Source organism: Mesorhizobium sp. B2-1-3 (assembly GCF_006442495.1).
GTDB lineage: Bacteria > Pseudomonadota > Alphaproteobacteria > Rhizobiales > Rhizobiaceae > Mesorhizobium.
Genome location: NZ_VFWL01000027.1, coordinates 1 through 17,057 on the forward strand (window position 1 = coordinate 1; position 17,057 = coordinate 17,057).

Annotated in this window: 14 protein-coding genes and 1 pseudogene; 5 read left to right on the forward strand and 10 right to left on the reverse strand. The window is 63.1% G+C overall.

Translation table 11 applies throughout. The features are described 5' to 3' along the window. The 8 genes and pseudogenes from FJ973_RS29030 to FJ973_RS29065 all read right to left on the reverse strand — a co-directional run. Positions 1–356, reverse strand: a pseudogene (locus FJ973_RS29030) (NAD(P)(+) transhydrogenase (Re/Si-specific) subunit alpha); the annotation flags it as partial. Between the two features lie 87 nt (positions 357–443). Then, positions 444–668, reverse strand: a complete 225-nt coding sequence (locus FJ973_RS29035) for an aa3-type cytochrome c oxidase subunit IV (protein WP_140501115.1) — start codon at positions 666–668, stop codon at positions 444–446. A gap of 213 nt (positions 669–881) precedes the next feature. Further along, a complete protein-coding gene (locus tag FJ973_RS29040) occupies positions 882–1,031 on the reverse strand; it encodes a DUF3096 domain-containing protein (RefSeq protein WP_140558748.1) in 150 nt (49 codons plus the stop codon). Between the two features lie 114 nt (positions 1,032–1,145). Continuing rightward, positions 1,146–1,913, reverse strand: a complete 768-nt coding sequence (locus FJ973_RS29045) for a hypothetical protein (protein WP_140501119.1) — start codon at positions 1,911–1,913, stop codon at positions 1,146–1,148. Between the two features lie 341 nt (positions 1,914–2,254). Beyond that, positions 2,255–4,570 (reverse strand): EAL domain-containing protein, encoded by a 2,316-nt coding sequence (locus tag FJ973_RS29050; RefSeq protein WP_140558749.1) that lies wholly within the window; start codon positions 4,568–4,570, stop codon positions 2,255–2,257. 136 nt (positions 4,571–4,706) lie between these two features. Further along, complete coding sequence (locus FJ973_RS29055; RefSeq protein WP_140558750.1) at positions 4,707–8,183, reverse strand: indolepyruvate ferredoxin oxidoreductase family protein; 3,477 nt, start codon at positions 8,181–8,183, stop codon at positions 4,707–4,709. A 220-nt stretch (positions 8,184–8,403) separates the two neighbouring features. Beyond that, positions 8,404–8,955, reverse strand: a complete 552-nt coding sequence (locus tag FJ973_RS29060) for a hypothetical protein (RefSeq protein ID WP_140558751.1) — start codon at positions 8,953–8,955, stop codon at positions 8,404–8,406. Next, the gene (locus tag FJ973_RS29065; protein ID WP_140558752.1) at positions 8,930–9,544 is read right to left on the reverse strand and encodes a CGNR zinc finger domain-containing protein; all 615 of its coding nucleotides are present in this window, start codon (positions 9,542–9,544) and stop codon (positions 8,930–8,932) included. Before FJ973_RS29065 ends, FJ973_RS29060 begins: the two co-directional genes overlap by 26 nt. A 150-nt stretch (positions 9,545–9,694) precedes the next feature. Here FJ973_RS29065 and FJ973_RS29070 point away from each other — a divergent pair, with 150 nt between their 5' ends. The 4 genes from FJ973_RS29070 to FJ973_RS29085 all read left to right on the forward strand — a co-directional run bounded on the left by FJ973_RS29070 (position 9,695) and on the right by FJ973_RS29085 (position 14,317). Further along, the gene (locus tag FJ973_RS29070; protein ID WP_140558753.1) at positions 9,695–10,600 is read left to right on the forward strand and encodes a branched-chain amino acid ABC transporter permease; all 906 of its coding nucleotides are present in this window, start codon (positions 9,695–9,697) and stop codon (positions 10,598–10,600) included. A gap of 291 nt (positions 10,601–10,891) precedes the next feature. Further along, complete coding sequence (locus tag FJ973_RS29075; RefSeq protein ID WP_140558754.1) at positions 10,892–11,476, forward strand: TRAP transporter small permease subunit; 585 nt, start codon at positions 10,892–10,894, stop codon at positions 11,474–11,476. After that, positions 11,473–13,269, forward strand: coding sequence for a TRAP transporter large permease subunit (locus tag FJ973_RS29080; RefSeq protein WP_181168458.1), 1,797 nt, complete (start codon positions 11,473–11,475; stop codon positions 13,267–13,269). The genes FJ973_RS29075 and FJ973_RS29080 overlap by 4 nt, the downstream gene beginning before the upstream one ends. A gap of 19 nt (positions 13,270–13,288) precedes the next feature. Then, complete coding sequence (locus FJ973_RS29085; protein ID WP_140512844.1) at positions 13,289–14,317, forward strand: zinc-dependent alcohol dehydrogenase family protein; 1,029 nt, start codon at positions 13,289–13,291, stop codon at positions 14,315–14,317. Between the two features lie 147 nt (positions 14,318–14,464). On the opposite strand, the gene FJ973_RS29090 is transcribed toward FJ973_RS29085, so the two are convergent. Then, the gene (locus FJ973_RS29090; protein ID WP_140558755.1) at positions 14,465–15,571 is read right to left on the reverse strand and encodes a TRAP transporter substrate-binding protein; all 1,107 of its coding nucleotides are present in this window, start codon (positions 15,569–15,571) and stop codon (positions 14,465–14,467) included. Between the two features lie 262 nt (positions 15,572–15,833). On the opposite strand from FJ973_RS29090, the gene FJ973_RS29095 reads away from it, so the two are divergent. Further along, positions 15,834–16,607, forward strand: a complete 774-nt coding sequence (locus FJ973_RS29095; protein WP_140558776.1) for a gamma-glutamyl-gamma-aminobutyrate hydrolase family protein — start codon at positions 15,834–15,836, stop codon at positions 16,605–16,607. On the opposite strand, the gene FJ973_RS29100 is transcribed toward FJ973_RS29095, so the two are convergent. After that, on the reverse strand, positions 16,608–17,012 hold the full coding sequence (locus FJ973_RS29100) for a hypothetical protein (protein ID WP_140501137.1): 405 nt from the start codon (positions 17,010–17,012) through the stop codon (positions 16,608–16,610). Positions 17,013–17,057 lie beyond the last annotated feature (45 nt).

The following is a 17,057-nucleotide window of genomic DNA, read 5'->3' on the forward strand; positions in this document are numbered from 1 at the left end:
AATTCCATCGCAAAGGCGGTCACCCCGGCCTTGGCCAGCGCCGCGACGGCGGCGTCATTGCCATACGGATCCATGATGGCGATGACCGCAGCGCCTGACTTGTAGCTTTTCAGCTCCGCATCCGTCGGCCGGCGCACCTTCAGCACCACGTCGGCCTTGGCAACATCGCCGGCCTCGCCGATCGAAGCGCCCGCCTTGGCGAACTCCTCATCGGGAATGCGCGATCGCGTGCCGGCACCGGCCTCCACAACCACTTCAAGACCCAGGCCGGCCAGCCGTTTCACCGTATCGGGCGAAGCCGCGACGCGCGGCTCGTTCGCATCGAGCTCACGAGGGATGAAAACCGTCTGTCCCACCGCATGATCCTTTCGGCTGGAACCTGTTTGCGCAAAGTGTCGGCCGGGGCGTCCGGCGACGTCAAAGGCAATGGGGTTTTGGAAAGACTATCGCAGAATGAAGGCGCCGACGGCCATGATCAGGACGAACAGGATAGTCGCCGAGAAGAAGCCGCCCGCGAAGAAACCGAAAGCCATCGCCAGAAGTATGGCGCCGCAGAAGAGTGATCCGTATTTGGCCAGCATGAGGAAGCCCGCATAGGTGCGGTCGTGCTCGGCATAGTCCATCTTCGCGCCCAGTTCGACAGGACCGGTCGGCGTGTGCTCAGCCATAGGAATACCCCTTCGAAGACATCTTTCAGGCACATAGCGAAAAGCCGCGCCGAGAGCAATGGCGCTATTGCCGCATCGCAGCCGACAACTGCCTCAAGGGAAATTTGAAGCAAAGCGCCCCTGCGTTCGGCAGAATCGCCGAACCGCTCCGGCTGCTTGTTTTCGCGCAATCCCGGACGAAGCCGGCTGGCGCGTCAACCGCGCTGTCCGTCTTTAGCCGGCGAGGTGCGGAAACAATCCAAGCAGGCCGGCTATGATCAGGTAGAGCGCGACGATGTAGTTCAGCAGCCGTGGCGTGACCAGAATCAGCACCCCGGCGATCAGCGAGATAAGCGGCGTGAGCGCGAGCTGGGAAATATGCATGTCGGGGTCCTTTTGGCAGATACGTCGAAATGAAGACGCGGAGCGTCAACGCGCCGCCGTCATCAAAACGCGGATCTGGCCGGAAAGCTCCGGAGCTTTGCAAAATCAGGGGCCTCAGGCGGCCTCACGATAATATTTCGCCGTCGGCACGATAGACAAGGGCGTCAGCCGATTGATGGCCGGATTGGCGAACATCAACCGCTGTTCCATGGGCGTCGACCTGAAGAATGGGAAACGTTCGAGCGTCAGGCGCATATTTTCGCCGGCGGGGATTTCGAACAGGGCGATCCGGGTAAGAACGCCCGGAAACTCCTTAGCCTCGGTCCTCTGCACGGCATTGAAGTAACGAGAATAAAAATTGGAATGCTCGACCTTGACCGGCGTCAGCACAGAGTTCTGGCCAAAATAGAGCGAGGCCACCATGGCAAGCCTGAGTGTCAGAAACGGCAGCACTCCGGGTGCCGGCGCGGCGTCAGGATCGGTTGCGAAGCGGGTTCCGTCGATGAAGGTCTCTCCGCGGGCAAGCCGCTCGATCAGTATTTCCGGATAGGCATCAACGGAGGGCGAATTCGGGTGCTCGATGGAAATGTAATGGAAGCGGATTGTGCTCACCAATTCGCCGTAGCAATAGACACCGAATCGGTAGGAATTGGGTAGATTGTCCCAGCGATCCTCGAACATGCCGCTGGCGAGCGGGCCGCACATGCCGGAGCGCAGATAGGACTTATAGCGAAGCCGGTAAATCGCTTCCAAATCCTCGCCCCCGGTAATGAGGCGATAATCGACATGCTCAAGCAGTTGCATCATCGATCGATTCAGCACCGAATCCCCGGCTGTGCTTACCCCGCCAGACGCATTCCTTGTAGCTGTTGCAGCATCCATCGTCTGTCCTCGAATTCGACCTAGGATAGGCTATTCGAGTTGAAATGAGACACAAGCCGAAATTTAGATCTTGTTGATTTACATTCCGTTAACCTTAATGGCCGGGAGTCGCCCGAGAATATCTTACTGAGCAATCGTCCGAGCGATTGCCGCTGAGAGGACGTGGGATCATGCCTCCGAATACATCTGCATACTCTGAGGAGGACCCTTTCAGCTGCATTGCGCAAAGGCAAAATCGCGGCGGAACCGTATCCCGACACTGAACGAGTTCGACATCAAAGAGCGTCGTGCGATTCGCAACGCGCGGGGAATCCAATCGAGCGAAGTCGAAAATTACGGCGCTAACGGACCGTCCGTTTACCGGTGCGACGCAGGTCAGCGGCAAATGGCCAGGTGACATTCGACATCGTCTCGATACCCGACGCACTGAGCGCGGCACCGAACAGGAAGCCCTGCACGAGATCCGGTTTCACTTGCAAGGCAAGGATCTTGAGCTGCTCAAAGGTCTCGACGCCTTCGACAGTCACCGAAAGTCCAAGCGGCCGCGACAGATTGACAATGCCCTTCAGCAGCTCCAGCGAACGCTTGCTCTGGGTGACGTCCATCAGGAAGGAGCGATCGATCTTGATCTTGTCGAGCGGCAGCTTATGCAGATAGCTCAGGCTCGAATAGCCGGTACCGAAATCGTCAAGTGCGATGCGCACGCCGATCTGCTTCAGTTCCTCGATATATTGACGTGTCAGCGACTTGTCATCGAGCAGCGCAGTTTCGGTGACCTCGATCTCCAGCCGGCCGGCGGCAAGGCCGGAGCTGACCAGAGCGTCGCGAACCTTCTGGATGACGTCCCGGTTGCGGAAATCCTTGGCGGAGAGATTGACCGAGACGCTGGTGTGGTCCGGCCATTTGGCGCATTCGGTGCAGGCTGCCTGCAGCACGAAGGTGCTAATCTCGGAAATGATGCCCATTTCCTCCGCCAGCGGAATGAAGATGCCGGGCGAAATCGGCCCGAGGTCGGGATGGTCCCATCGGCACAGCGCCTCGCAGCTGGCGATGCGCATCGTGCTCATCGCCACGATCGGCTGGTAGACGACGCGCAGGGCCTTGCCTTCCACCGCGCTGCGCAGATCCGCCTTCATCAGCTGGCGATTGCGGAACGCAGCGTCCATGGCGGCCTCGAACAGCCGCCAGCCGTTCTTGCCGAGCTCCTTGGCCTTATAGAGCGCCAGGTCCGCCTTGACGATCATGGCGTCGACGTCGGTATCCCTGACCCGCGACAGCACGGCGCCGGCGCTGGCCTGGATGCGCAGCCCGTGGCCGGCGACGTCCACCTCCCCTTGCAACGCTACAAAGATCTCGTCGATCTGAAGGGTCAGATGGCTCTCATCCTCTATACGGTCGAAGAAAACCATGAATTCGTCGCCGCCGAAGCGGCTGACGGTGATGCCTTGTCCCGCAATGGCGGCAAGACGCTCGGCCACCGCGTAAATCAATCCATCGCCGATCGGATGCCCGAGCGTGTCGTTGACGCTTTTGAAATCGTCGAGGTCGAGCACGGCAAGGCCGCAGAGGCGATCACGGTCGCCTGACGCCATCGCCTCGCCGATCAGTTCGTGGAAATAGGCGCGATTGGGCAGGCCGGTGAGATTGTCATAGCGGGCCATGAAGCGGATCTTGTCTTCCGCCTCGACGCGCGCCGTCACGTCCTCGAAGGTGATGACTCCGAGTTCCTGGCTGCCTTCGCGGGCGGAGAATTCGTAATGTTGGCCATTGGCGAGCGAAACCAGGACCTTACGGTCGCGGCCCTCGCGCAATGCACGCGTCAGCTGGGCTTCGATGTAGCGGCAGTCCTTTGGGGCCAGCATGCCGCCCACGACGCCGCGCATCAAGAGACCATGGATTGACCGCCCAAGCAGCGCATCGGCCGATTTGAGCGACATCAGATGCGCGGCCTCGGCATTGGCGACCGCCACCCGACCGTCCGGGCCAAGCATGACGAGGCCATGCGACATGGTATTGAGCGCGCGATCGAATCTGAGCGCGAGCTTCCTCGCTTCCTTGTGGCCGATGACGGCCGAGAAAAGCACATCGCGGACGTGGTCGGCGCTGTTGATCGTGACGAAAGTCAACGGGATGATCATCAGACCGAGAATGACCGAAGGCACATCCATGCGCAGCAAAAGTGCAAGTGCTGCCGGACCAATGAAGGTCACGGAAAAAACCCGCACCATAATGGGAGAGCCATAGTTCCGGCCAACAACCGTCACCAAGGTCGCGATGGCCAGCGACGTCGCGGCCAGTTCGGCAAAGGGATCGGGATAGACATAGATCGATATGAAGCACAGTGCGCCCAACGTGAGGCCCTGCACGCTGCCCTTGAGGATGTAGTTGCGCTCCCACCGATGCGCCTCCTGGACGTCGGCTATTACACCGCCTGCCTTCCGGAAGGCGCGAATGCCGAAATAGCGGTAAAGGCAGATGGACAGCAGAACAAAAGAGAAAGCCAGGAACAACGGATTGTTCGTGCGCAAGTAGATCATTAGTCCGAGGATCCAGTAGCACACGCCACCGATCACCAGCATGTGGGCGTTGTCGAACAACGACCGCACAAACTGGATATAAACATCCGCTGGGATGTTTTCGGTCTTTGTTCTGCCCATGTCGTCGGCCCAACGCTAGGCCTCGTCATCTCACATCCGCCTTAAGAAAGGCTTAGAACAGCGGTTTTGGGCGGCTTACCGAAGGCGCGCAAAGCAGGACAGACTGGGAGAATTGGGCTTTAGGTAAACAAGGCCATCACTCGGCGGCCTGGAGTTCCGCCCTCGCTGATGTGCCGGACAGGCGCTCGAGCAGCCTTTGGCGCTCGCCGGCCGCCTTTTGAGCGCTGGCTTGCCGAACATGGCCGTAACCGCGGATGAGTGCCGGCACCGAGACGAGGGCCGTGGCAGCCTCGATGTTGTCCGGCGCCAGCGAGTTGGCGACGCGTTGCAGGTCGGCCTCATATTGCGCCAATAATTGCCGCTCCATGCGCCGCTCGGCGGTGTAGCCGAACAGGTCGAATGCTGTCCCGCGCAGGCCCTTCAGCGCCGCCAGCATGCGGAACCCTTTCATCATCCAGGGACCAAAGCTCGATTTCCTCGGTTTGCCGTCATTGCCGCGACGGCCCAGGATCGGCGGCGCCAGGTGGAATTCGAGTTTTTCGTAACTCTGGAACTGCTTGCCGAGTTCGGCGGCGAAGGAGCCGTCGGTATAGAGCCGCGCCACCTCGTATTCGTCCTTGATCGCCATCAGCTTGAACAGGTTCCTGGCCGCCGCTTCCGTCACGGCGCTCGAACCGGGCGCGGCCTTGGCTTCGGCCGCGCGCAGGGCGGCGATCCTGCCGGCGTAGCGCTTGCCATAGGCGGCGTTCTGATAAGCGGAAAGGAAAGCGACCCGGCGAGCAATGATTTCGTCCAGCGTCTGGGCAATGGTGGCGGGTTGGCCGTCCTTGCCCGGCTGGACGAGGCCACGCACGAAGTCCGGCTGATGCGCGGCGCGGCGGCCCCAGCGGAAGGCGGCGATATTCATCCCCACCGCCTCGCCGTTCAATTCGATCGCCTTTTCGACGGCTTGCGCCGACAGCGGCAGACCGCCATGCTGGAAGGCGAAGCCGAGCATGAACATGTTGGCGCCCAGCGAATTGCCGAACAGGGCGGTGGCTGTGCGGGTGGCGTCGAAGAAATGCGCCTTGTCGTCGCCGGCAGCAGTGCGGATCGCCTTCTTCAAGCGCTCGATGGGCAGCGAGAAATCGGCCGAGCGGGCAAACTCGCCCGGCATGATCTCGGCAGTGTTGGCGAGGAAGATGGTGTGGCCCTCGCGCACCGCGGCCAGCACCTTCTTGGCGCCCGACACGACGAGATCGCAGCCGAGCACGAGATCGGCCTTGCCGGCCGAGACACGGATGGCGTGGATGTCATCGGGCGTGCGGGCGATGCGGACATGGGTGAACACCGAGCCGCCCTTCTGGGCAAGCCCGGCCATGTCGATCATGCCGCAGCCCTTGCCCTCGAGATGAGCCGCCATGCCGAGCACGGCGCCGACGGTGACGACGCCGGTGCCGCCGACGCCGTCGATGATCGCCGCCCAGCCCTGTTCCCCGAGCGGGAATTCGGCGGCTGCTGGAACGCCGTCGAGCGGATCGGTCTTGCCGGCGATGCCTTCGGCCTTGCGGATCTTGGCGCCATGCACCGTGACGAAGGACGGGCAGAAGCCATTGACGCAGGAAAAATCCTTGTTGCAGCTCGACTGGTCGATCCGGCGCTTGCGGCCGAACTCGGTCTCCACCGGCTGGATGGAGACGCAGTTCGATTGGACGCCGCAGTCGCCGCAGCCCTCGCAGACCAGTTCGTTGATGAAGACCCGCTTGTCGGGATCGGGAAAGGTTCCGCGCTTGCGACGGCGGCGCTTTTCGGCGGCACAGGTCTGGTCGTAGAGCAGGATCGAAACCCCGCTGACGCCGCGCAGCTCGCGCTGGACGAGATCGAGATCGTCGCGGTGATGGATGGTGGCTCCGGCCGGGAACTCGACCTTGCCGGCATATTTGTCAGGCTCGTCGGTGACGATGGCGATGCGCTCGATTCCTTCGGCCCGCACCTGCCTGGCGATCATGTCCACCGTCAGGCCGCCTTCATGCGGCTGGCCGCCCGTCATGGCCACCGCGTCGTTATAGAGTATCTTGTAGGTGATGTTGACGCCCGACGACAGCGCGAAGCGGATCGCCAGCGTGCCGGAGTGGTTGTAGGTGCCGTCGCCGAGATTCTGGAAAATGTGGTCGCGCTTGGAAAAGGGCGCCTGGCCGACCCACTGCGCCCCCTCGCCACCCATGGCGGTGAAGCCGACAGTATTCCTGTCCATCCACAGTGCCATGAAATGGCAGCCGATGCCGGCCGCGGCGATCGAGCCATCCGGCACCTTGGTCGAGGAATTGTGTGGGCAGCCGGAGCAGAAGAAGGGCGTGCGGGAGCCGATGTCCGACGCGTCTGCGAGCATGGCCTGGAACTGGCGCAGCTTCGCCACCCGCGCTGAAATCTCTTCCGACGGACCGATGGTTTTCACGATCCTTTCGCCAAGGGCAATGGCGATCTCGTTGGGGTCGAGCGCGCCCTTGGCCGGAAACAGCCAGTCGCCGCGCTCGTCCTTCTTGCCGACGATGACGGGCTGCGTGGCGGTGCCGTAGAGGCTCTCGCGAAGCTGCACCTCGATCAGCGAACGCTTCTCCTCGACGACGACGATGGTGTCGAGGCCGCGCGCGAACTCGGCAATGTGCTGGAAATCGAGTGGCCAGGGGCAACCGACTTTGAACAGCCGCACGCCGATGCGGCCGGCGGCCGCCTCGTCGATGCCGATATCCTCGAGCGCCTGGCGGACGTCGAGATAGCTTTTGCCGATGGTGATGATGCCGATCCTGGGATTGCGGCCGCCCGAATAGACGACGCGGTTCAGCCCGTTGGCATGGATGAAGGCCGACGCGGCGGCGCGCTTGTACTCATGCAGCCGCTCCTCCTGGCCGAGCATGTCGATCTCGTGGCGGATGTTGAGGCCGCCGGGCGGCATGTCGAACTCGGGATTAACGATGTTCAGACGCTCGATCGAGGCATCGACCGAGGCCGTCGATTCGATGTTGTCCTTGACGCATTTGATGGCCGCCCATGTGCCGGCGAAGCGCGACATGGCAAAACCGTAGAGCCCGTAATCGATTATCTCCTGGACACCGGCCGGGTTGAGGATCGGCACCATGGCGTCGACGAACAGGAATTCGGTGGCGTGCGCGTTGGTCGAGGATTCGGCCATGTGGTCGTCGCCCATCAAAGCGAGCGCACCGCCATGTTTCGACGAGCCGGCCAGATTGGCGTGGCGGAAGACGTCGCCGGAGCGGTCGACCCCCGGACCCTTGCCGTACCAAATCGAAAAAACGCCGTCATGGGTGCCTTCGCCCAGCAATTCCGTCTGCTGCGATCCCCAGCAGGCGGTGGCGGCGAGTTCCTCGTTAAGGCCGGGCTGGAAGACGATGTCGGCCTGGGCAAGCTGTTTTTTCGCCTTCCACAGTTGCATGTCGAGGCCGCCCAGCGGCGAACCGCGATAGCCGGAGACAAAGCCTGCCGTGTTCAGGCCCGCGCGGCGGTCGCGCTCGCGCTGCATCAGCAGCATGCGGATGACCGCCTGGGCGCCGGACAGGAAGATGCGCTCCTTCCCCAGATCGAACTTGTCGTCGAGCGCGACGTCGTGCAGCGTCATCAGGCATTTCCTCTGCGGAGGCCGCGCGGGGGCAGGCAGCCAGCGTCGGGATCGGATGACGCATCCTTTCTCCCCTTGCAAGACAGGTCAAACGAAATCGGACGTGCCAGGCAACGCGCAACGAACGATCCGCCGTCGTCTCTTGCCCGGTATGAAATCGCTCAGCGAGCAATGTCCGGCGTACGAAAATTTCGCTTGCCTTTCGGCTTGGCGGCGAGCGTCAGGTGCCCTTGGAGCAGTCGGGCTTCGGCTCGCCCGGCAGCTTGCCGTCGGGGTGGCCGACGAGATCGGGATTGGCGGTGTAGAGCTGGTCAATGACGAGCGGCCGGTCGGGCAGGATGGACTGGTCTTCGGTGGACATCAGCGTGGTGTCGATCTTCTGCAGGACCGCGCCGTCGGAGCCCTTGATAGCGATGGCGATCGTATAAGGCTTGTTCTTGACGACGCAGGTCAAAGCCGGGCTCTCCAGCGTCACCTTGTCGAGCTTGGGCCAGACCTTCTGCTCGACCACCAACGGCGCGCCGCCGGCCGGATCCTGGAAGCTGGCGACCGCGACCTGGCCCTCTCCCATCGGCCGCAGGGGCCGCAGCGTCACGACATAGGTCGCCCTGGCAAGACGATAGTTGAAGACGAATATCTTGCCCGAAATCTCGAACAACTTGCCTTCACCGTCCTTGGCGGTGTCGCGGCAGGCGCCGAGCGCCATCGCCGCGATCAGCGCCATGCCGAGCAGGGCTGAACGAGAGCTAATCCTGGACATTGTTGACCTCATTGGCCGCCCTGCGGCGGCGATAGTGGCGGCTTGCCTTCTGGCGGTTGCCGCAGACCGCCATGTCGCACCACAGGCGGCTGGAATTGCGGCTGCGGTCGACGAACAGCCAGGAGCAATTGGGGCAGATCCTGAGCCTGGCGACCGTGTCCTCGCGCAGAAGCGACAGGGCGGAAACCGCCAGTGCCGCTTCGAATGCGATCGGCGTTGCCGGATCGCCGAACGGCTTTCCGGGCGTTGCGATCTCGGTCCGGCTGCCGGCAAGACCGCCGGCGCAGGCCCCCAGCAAGCCTGAGAGATGATCGGTGGCGACGGCGCCCCTCAACACGGCGTGGCGAAACAACCGGTCCGTCGCTTCGCGGATCGCCAGCACGACCGGCGCGATTGCAGTCGGCGCGGAGACCGCCAGCCGCCTGCCGCCAAGCTCGGCGGCGCGAAAGCCGCTGGCCGCGTCCGCGAAGCGGGCGATCTCGCGCGGATCGTCAAAACGGTCGAAGGTCCTCTCGGGATCGGCACGCAGCACGACGGTGTTCGCCGTGTCGAGCGCGAGCAGGCCGCCGGTGAAGCGGTGCGGGGTCCAGGATACCGTCATGTCCGAAATCTAACCGATAAATGGCATTTGACAAGTTAGATTCGACGATGCAAGTCTGCCCTGAAGCGGGTGTTGCCGCTCTCTGTCTGGAGCGTATCGTCGTCCCAAAACCGCTATGCGCTTTGGGCGACATGCCCCGAGGATTTTCGCATGCTGTATCTGTTCCAGCAGGTCCTGAACGGGCTGCATTCAGGCGCACTCTATGCGCTGCTGGCGTTCGGCTATGTGCTGACCAACGGCATCCTGCACCGCACCAACCTGGCCTATGGCGCGCTGTTCGCCTTTTGCGGACAGACGATGATCCTGACCGCCGCCTTCGGCTACCAGGTGCTGTGGCTGACGCTGACGGCGGCGGTGGTGCTCGGCGTCGCAGCGGCTTTCCTCTACGCCGCGCTTATCAGCTGGGTCCTGTCGCGCAGCGTCTTCGAACCGCTGGCCGACCGCTCGCCCAACGCGATCGTGGTGACCACGCTTGGCATCCTGCTGGTTTTGTCGGAAGCAAGCCGCATCGCCGCCGACACGCATGATTTGTGGCTGCCGCCTATGCTGGCGCAACCTGTCGTTTTCGCGCAGAATGCCGGCTTCAAGGCGACATTGACGCTGATCCAGCTGCTCGATTGCGCCGTGGTGCTGGGGGCGGTGGCGCTTGCGGCTTGGGGCTTTGCCCATTCGAATTTCGGCCGGCGCTGGCGCGCCGTCTCCGACGATCCCAAGGCGGCCGCCATGTGCGGCGTCGACGTGCGCGCCGTGTTCCGCCACGCAGTGCTGTTCGGTGGTTTCTGCGCCGCGCTGGCCGGCGTCATGGCCGGCCTCTATTACGGCAATGTCAGTTTCGGTTCCGGCCTCGTCTACGGGCTCAAGATCCTGTTCGTGACAGCGGTCGGCGGCTATCTCTCGCCGCCGCGGGCGGCCCTGGGCGCTGCCGCCTTCGGCATGGCCGAGTCGCTGTGGGCCGGCTATTTCCCGGTGGAATGGCGCGACGCGTGGATGTACCTGTTCCTCGTCGCCATGCTGGTGCTGATCGGCGCTGGCCGCGACCAGACCAAGATCGTGTGATCCGCATCAGACTTTGGTTGCATGACGCATGCCGTCGATAAGCTTGTTTCGGAAACGAAACGACCGCCTTAAGGCTTTGATTTTCCCCACGAACCCTGCCGGCTGCCGGTTCCGGGTTCCCAAGCCGTGCGCCGTCTGCCTGCGCTTCGTCGGCTTCCTCGTCTCACAACCGCGTTGACAGCGCCGCTCCTGTGTTGACCCGTCCTGCCACGCACGGCATACGGTTAGGCCACAGCGGCGCGGCGGAAAACAAGGGGGAGCCGTCGCGCCTCGGCCAACAGGGAGGAATGCATGGCAGGGCTTCTCGCTCTATCCAGGACGATCGACCGTGTGAACGAGTTCATCGGCAAATGGATATCGTGGTTGATCCTGCTGGCAATCCTGGTGAGCGCCGCTAACGCGACCATCCGCAAGGTGTTCGACACCTCGTCGAATGCGTGGCTGGAGCTGCAATGGTACCTGTTCGGCGCCGCCTTCATGCTGGCAGCGGCCTATACGCTGAAGCAGAACGACCATATCCGCATCGACATCGTCTATGGCCTGTTCCCGCGGCGCGTGCAGCACTGGATCGACCTTTTCGGCCATGTCTTTTTCCTGATGCCGTTCGTGACGCTGATGGTGATCTATTTCGTCCCGTATGTGTCGCTGTCGTTCCGCAGCGGCGAAATGTCGAACAATTCCGGCGGGCTGATCATCTGGCCGGCAAAGGCGATCCTGCTGGTCGGCTTCTTCCTGCTAGCGCTGCAGGGCATCTCCGAGATCATCAAGAACATCGCCATCATGCGCGGCGACATGGACGACCCGACCCCGTTCATATCGGCGCATGAGCAGGCGGAACTCGAAGCCAAGGCACTGGCCGACGAGGTGCGCTCGTGATCGAGTTCATCGCCCAGAACATGGCGCCGATCATGTTCGCCTCGCTGGTCCTCTTCCTGCTGATCGGCTATCCCGTCGCCTTCTCGCTCGCCGCCAACGGACTTTTGTTCTTTTTCATCGGCGTGCTGGTCTCACCCTATTCGGGCGGCTCGATCAATCTCGCCTGGCCGCTGCTGCATGCGTTGCCGGATAATTTCTACGGCAGCCGGGTGATGTCGAACGACACGCTGCTGGCGATCCCTTTCTTCACCTTCATGGGCATCGTGCTCGAGCGATCGGGGATGGCGGAAGACCTGCTCGATACGATCGGCCAGCTGTTCGGGCCGATCCGCGGCGGGCTTGCCTATGCCGTGATCTTCGTCGGCGCGCTGCTGGCCGCGACGACCGGCGTGGTGGCGGCATCGGTCATCGCCATGGGGCTGATCTCGCTGCCGATCATGCTGCGCTACGGCTATGACCGCCGGCTGGCGTCCGGCGTCATCGCCGCGTCCGGAACGCTCGCCCAGATCATCCCGCCGTCGTTGGTGCTGATCGTGCTCGCCGACCAGCTCGGCCGCTCGGTCGGCGACATGTATGCGGGCGCGCTGATCCCCGGCATCGTGCTGACCAGCCTCTACATGCTCTACATCCTGATCATGACGATCGTCCGGCCGAATTCGATGCCGGCGCTGCCGCTGGAAGCACGCACGCTCGGCCATGGCGTCGTGTCGCTGCTGGTGGCGTTGCTGGCGACGGTGGCGATCTCCTACGCGGCCTACCGCTATCTCGCACCGACCCATGGCGACAATGCCGACATCCTCGGCGCCAGCATCGGAGTGGCCGTGATCTATATCGTTGCGATCGCCGATCAGCGCCTGAAAATCAACATGATGTCGCGGCTGGCGCAGCAGGTCGTGATCGTGCTGATCCCGCCATTGGCGTTGATCTTCCTGGTGCTGGGCACCATTTTCCTTGGCATCGCCACTCCAACCGAGGGCGGCGCCATGGGCGCTGTCGGCGCGCTGGCGATGGCGGCGATCAAAGGCCGGCTGTCGCTCGACGTGGTCAGGCAGGCGCTCGCTTCGACGACAAGGCTGTCGTCCTTCGTGCTGTTCATCCTGATCGGCGCGCGCGTCTTCTCCCTCACCTTCTACGGCGTCAACGGCCACATCTGGGTCGAGCATCTCTTGACCTCGCTGCCGGGCGGCGAGGTCGGCTTCCTGATCGGCGTCAACATCCTGGTCTTCGTGCTTGCCTTCTTCCTCGATTTCTTCGAACTGGCCTTCATCATCGTGCCGTTGCTGGCACCGGCCGCCGACAAGCTCGGCATCGACCTGATCTGGTTCGGCGTGCTTCTGGGCGTCAACATGCAGACCAGCTTCATGCATCCACCCTTCGGCTTCGCGCTGTTCTACCTGCGCTCGGTCGCCGCCCGGGTGCCCTATCTCGACCGCTTGACCGGCAAGCAGATCGCGCCGGTGACCACGGGCCAGATCTATTGGGGCGCCGTGCCGTTCGTCTGCATCCAGGTGATCATGATCGGGCTCACCATCGCCTTCCCGCAAATGGTGATGCACTACAAGGGCACAGCGGTCGATTCCGGCACGATCGACTATACGGTGCCGGAGGTGCCGGGACTGACGCCGCTCGGCACGCCGCCGGCCGGGAGCGGAACCGCACCCGCCACTCGCGCCCCGCCGCCCGCCGCGCCTGCCGCGCCCGACCTGTCGCAACCGCCGAACTTCGGCGACACGGCGCCCGCCAAACCGGCGGCACCACAGCCGGATCTGTCGCAGCCGCCGAATTTCAACTGATGCCGGAGGTCGCAAAACCATGAAAGCGGTACGGCTGGAAGCGGTTGGCAGCATCACGCTGCGCGAGGTCGCCGAGCCGGTTCCCGGGCCTGACGATCTGCTGGTGCGCATCGAGGCCTGCGGCGTCTGCGGCACGGACCGGCATCTCTTCCACGGCGAGTTTCCCTGCCGGCCGCCGGTAACGCCCGGACATGAGTTCTCCGGCATCGTCGAGGCAATGGGACATTCCGTGAGCGGCTTCTCGATCGGCGACCGCGTCACCGGCGATCCCAACATCGCCTGCGGACGCTGCCGCCATTGCCATGCCGGCCGCATCAATTTGTGCAGCAATCTCAATGCCATCGGCATCCATCGCGACGGCGGCTTCGCCGACTACGTCGTGTTGCCGCAGAAACAGGCCTTCATCCTGCCCGCGGACTTGAAGCCGACGCACGGCGCCTTCTGCGAGCCTCTCGGCTGCTGCCTGCATGGCGTGGATCTGGCCGAGATCAAGCCCGGCTCCTCGGTCGCCATACTTGGCGGCGGCGTGATCGGCCTGCTCACAGTGCAACTGGCAAGGCTTGCAGGGGCGACGACCATCATCCTGTCGACGCGACAGGCATCACGGCGCGCACTGGCCGAGGAGCTCGGCGCGACGGCAACGGTCGACGCAAGCGCCGCCGACGTCATCGATGCCATCTCCGGGCCAGCGGGACTGGTGCCCGGCGGTGTCGACGTGGTGCTCGAATGTGCCGGTGTCCAGGAAACGGTCGAGCAGTCGCTGCGGCTGGCGAGGGCCGGCGGCACGGTCGTCATTGTCGGCGTGGTGCCGCAAGGCATGAAGGCGGCGTTCGAGCCCTTCGATCTTCTGTTTCGCGAGTTGAAGGTTCTCGGCTCCTTCCTCAATCCCTACACGCACCGCCGCGCCGCCGAGCTGATCGCTTCGGGCGCGATCGAGATCGACCGGCTGATCTCCAGGCAGGTGCCGCTGGAAGAGGCCGCCGCGGTAATCGCCAACCCGCCTGCCGCCGGCGAGGTCAAGGTGGTGGTGGTGCCGGACCGAGGCTGAGTGCCGCTGTCGCTTCGAACCCGTTCGACCCCCGGCCCTGCGGCGCAAGTTTCGACGCCTTCGACTATCGATGTTTCCAGCACCGACGCCCAACGAATAAACCCCGGACTACCGAGTCCGAGGTCTTCGAAAGGAGGCAGAAAAACCTTACAGCTTGCCGTTGCGCTGCTGGACCATCATGAAGGTGTCGTAATTGTACTCGGCCACCTGCGCCCAGAGATAGTGCTCCTTACGGAAGCCCTTGATCGAGTCCCAGATCTTCTTAAACGGCGCGTTCGAGGCTTCCATTTCGGCGTAGACCTCATTGGCCTTCTCGAAGCAGGCGGACATGATCTCCTGGCTGAACGGACGCAGTTTGGCGCCGCCGGCCACCAGCCGCTTCACCGCCGCAGGATTGAGATAGTCGTATTTCTGCAGCATGTTGGCATCGGCGGCTTGCGCGGCGGTATGCAGCAGCGACTTGTAAGTCGGCGAAAGTTCTTCGTATTTCGCCTTGTTGAACATCAGGTGGACGGTCGGGCCGCCTTCCCACCAGCCTGGATAATAGTAGTAGGGCGCGACCTTGTAGAAGCCGAGCTTCTCGTCGTCATAGGGGCCGACCCATTCGGCTGCGTCGATGGTGCCCTTTTCAAGCGCCGGGTAGATGTCGCCGCCGGCGATCTGCTGCGGCACGACGCCGAGCTTCTGCACAACCTTGCCGGCGAAGCCTCCGATGCGCATCTTGAGGCCGGAAAGGTCGGCCACCGTGTTGATCTCCTTGCGGAACCAGCCGCCCATCTGCACGCCGGTATTGCCGCCAGGCAGGCCGAACAAGCCTTGCGTGGCGAGAAATTCGTTGAACAGGTCGATGCCGCCGCCATGATAGTGCCAGGCATTCATGCCGCGCGCGTTGAGCGAGAACGGAACCGCCGCGCCCAGCGCCCAGGTCGGATCCTTGCCCCAGTAATAATATGCCACCGTGTGGCAGGCCTCGACCGTGCCGGCGGTCGTGGCGTCGGCCGCCTGAAGGCCGGGCACCAGTTCGCCAGCGGCGAAGACCTGGATCTGGAAATTGCCGTCGGTGGCTTCCGAAAGCATCTTTGAGAAGACCTCGGCGCCGCCATAGATCGTGTCGAGCGATTTGGGAAAGGACGACGCCAGCCGCCAGGTCACCTTTGGATTGGACTGGGCTATGGCCGGCGCGGCGAGCGTGGCGGCGGCCGCGGCGGCCGCGGCGGTCGTCCCGGCCTTGCGGATGAATGAACGACGATCCATGAAGTCCTCCCTTTTGGATCAACAAACCGACGTGCGGCGCATGCTCGATGTCCCGCACGGCTGGGCGAAACAATACACGGGCAAGGAGTCGAGTCCAGCGTGGCGGCCTGATTTGACGGCGTGTGCGCAGGGCCTTGCAACTATAGTCTAACGGGCCGTTTGGTGGCCCATCCGACAGACCGAAACTTGTCATGGAAAAATGTGCTGGGATCGCCTATTTTGAAGGCAGGATTCCCCGGCCCAGATGGAAAACAAAGCCAAAATGCAGCAGCCGCTCGTCGCCATATCGACCGACGTCCGTCAATTCGACAACTACACCTGGCATGCCGCCCCACAGCAATATCTGGAGGCGGCGATCGCCGGCGCCGGCGTGTTTCCGGTGCTGGTGCCCTCGTTCGGCGATCGGCTCGATTTCGATGAGCTGCTGTCGTCGGTCGACGGCGTCATGCTGACCGGCTCGAAATCCAACGTCGACCCCTCGCTCTATGGCGGCGATGCCAGCGAGGCGAACGGCCCCTATGACCCGGCACGCGACGCCACCACCTTGCCGCTGATTCGCAAGGCGATCGAGCGTGGCGTGCCGCTGCTTGCCATCTGCCGCGGCATCCAGGAGATGAACGTGGCGCTGGGCGGCACGCTGGGCACCGAAATCCAGGAGCGTGAAGGCTCGCTCGACCACCGCGCGCCGGTGAGCGACAATCAGGACGAACGTTTCGCGATTCACCAGACCGTTTCGATCAAGGCGGGCAGTTGCCTGGCCGGTGTGTTTGGGGCCGGCGACATGAAGGTCAACTCGTTGCACCGCCAGGCAATCGGCCGGCTTGGTTCGAAGCTGCAGATCGAAGCCGTGGCCGACGACGGCACCGTCGAGGCGGTCTCTGTAAAGGATGCCCGCGCTTTCGCGGTCGGCGTCCAGTGGCATCCCGAATACTGGGTCAAGTCGGATAGTAACTCGGCCAAGATCTTCCGGGCCTTCGGCGACGCGGTTCGCCTGCATGCGGCTGCCAAAGCCGGCGCCCGCGCGGCGGCGGAGTAATCAGTCGTCGGTGCTCGGGTCCCCGGCGGCCGCCAGCGACAGCAGCGGCAGTGCGGGAGCGTAGGATTCGAATCCGTCGCCATCGGCGACCGCGAAGGTGACGATCGGATCGACGCCGTTGACGCTGAAGGCGACCGTGCCGTCCTCCTGCTCGCGCCAGAATTTCGCCCGCTCGATGCCTGGCATGAGTCGGCTACAGTTCGGAGCCACCGTCAAAAGCGACAGGCCGTCCGAGACGGTGGCGCCGCGTTTGATTGCGCAAACCCCCTCATCACCATTGGCGACCAGCCTGTAGGTGTCGGGCGGCGCGGCCTCTTCAGCGACGCTTTCACCAGTGCCGCCATGAAACAGCTGAACGCCGCCAAACAGGGCGGCGGCTCCGATCAGTACGGAAAGCGTTTTCATGGTGATCCTCATCCATGCGTACGGACAGGATGAAGAATGATTTCA

Coding starts and splice junctions, on each gene's coding strand:
- FJ973_RS29035 (WP_140501115.1), bottom strand. CDS start 668: ATGGCTGAGCACACGCCGACCGGTCCTGTCGAACTGGGCGCGAAGATG.
- FJ973_RS29040 (WP_140558748.1), bottom strand. CDS start 1,031: ATGCATATTTCCCAGCTCGCGCTCACGCCGCTTATCTCGCTGATCGCC.
- FJ973_RS29045 (WP_140501119.1), bottom strand. CDS start 1,913: ATGGATGCTGCAACAGCTACAAGGAATGCGTCTGGCGGGGTAAGCACA.
- FJ973_RS29050 (WP_140558749.1), bottom strand. CDS start 4,570: ATGGGCAGAACAAAGACCGAAAACATCCCAGCGGATGTTTATATCCAG.
- FJ973_RS29055 (WP_140558750.1), bottom strand. CDS start 8,183: ATGACGCTGCACGACGTCGCGCTCGACGACAAGTTCGATCTGGGGAAG.
- FJ973_RS29060 (WP_140558751.1), bottom strand. CDS start 8,955: ATGAGGTCAACAATGTCCAGGATTAGCTCTCGTTCAGCCCTGCTCGGC.
- FJ973_RS29065 (WP_140558752.1), bottom strand. CDS start 9,544: ATGACGGTATCCTGGACCCCGCACCGCTTCACCGGCGGCCTGCTCGCG.
- FJ973_RS29070 (WP_140558753.1), top strand. CDS start 9,695: ATGCTGTATCTGTTCCAGCAGGTCCTGAACGGGCTGCATTCAGGCGCA.
- FJ973_RS29075 (WP_140558754.1), top strand. CDS start 10,892: ATGGCAGGGCTTCTCGCTCTATCCAGGACGATCGACCGTGTGAACGAG.
- FJ973_RS29085 (WP_140512844.1), top strand. CDS start 13,289: ATGAAAGCGGTACGGCTGGAAGCGGTTGGCAGCATCACGCTGCGCGAG.
- FJ973_RS29090 (WP_140558755.1), bottom strand. CDS start 15,571: ATGGATCGTCGTTCATTCATCCGCAAGGCCGGGACGACCGCCGCGGCC.
- FJ973_RS29095 (WP_140558776.1), top strand. CDS start 15,834: ATGCAGCAGCCGCTCGTCGCCATATCGACCGACGTCCGTCAATTCGAC.
- FJ973_RS29100 (WP_140501137.1), bottom strand. CDS start 17,012: ATGAAAACGCTTTCCGTACTGATCGGAGCCGCCGCCCTGTTTGGCGGC.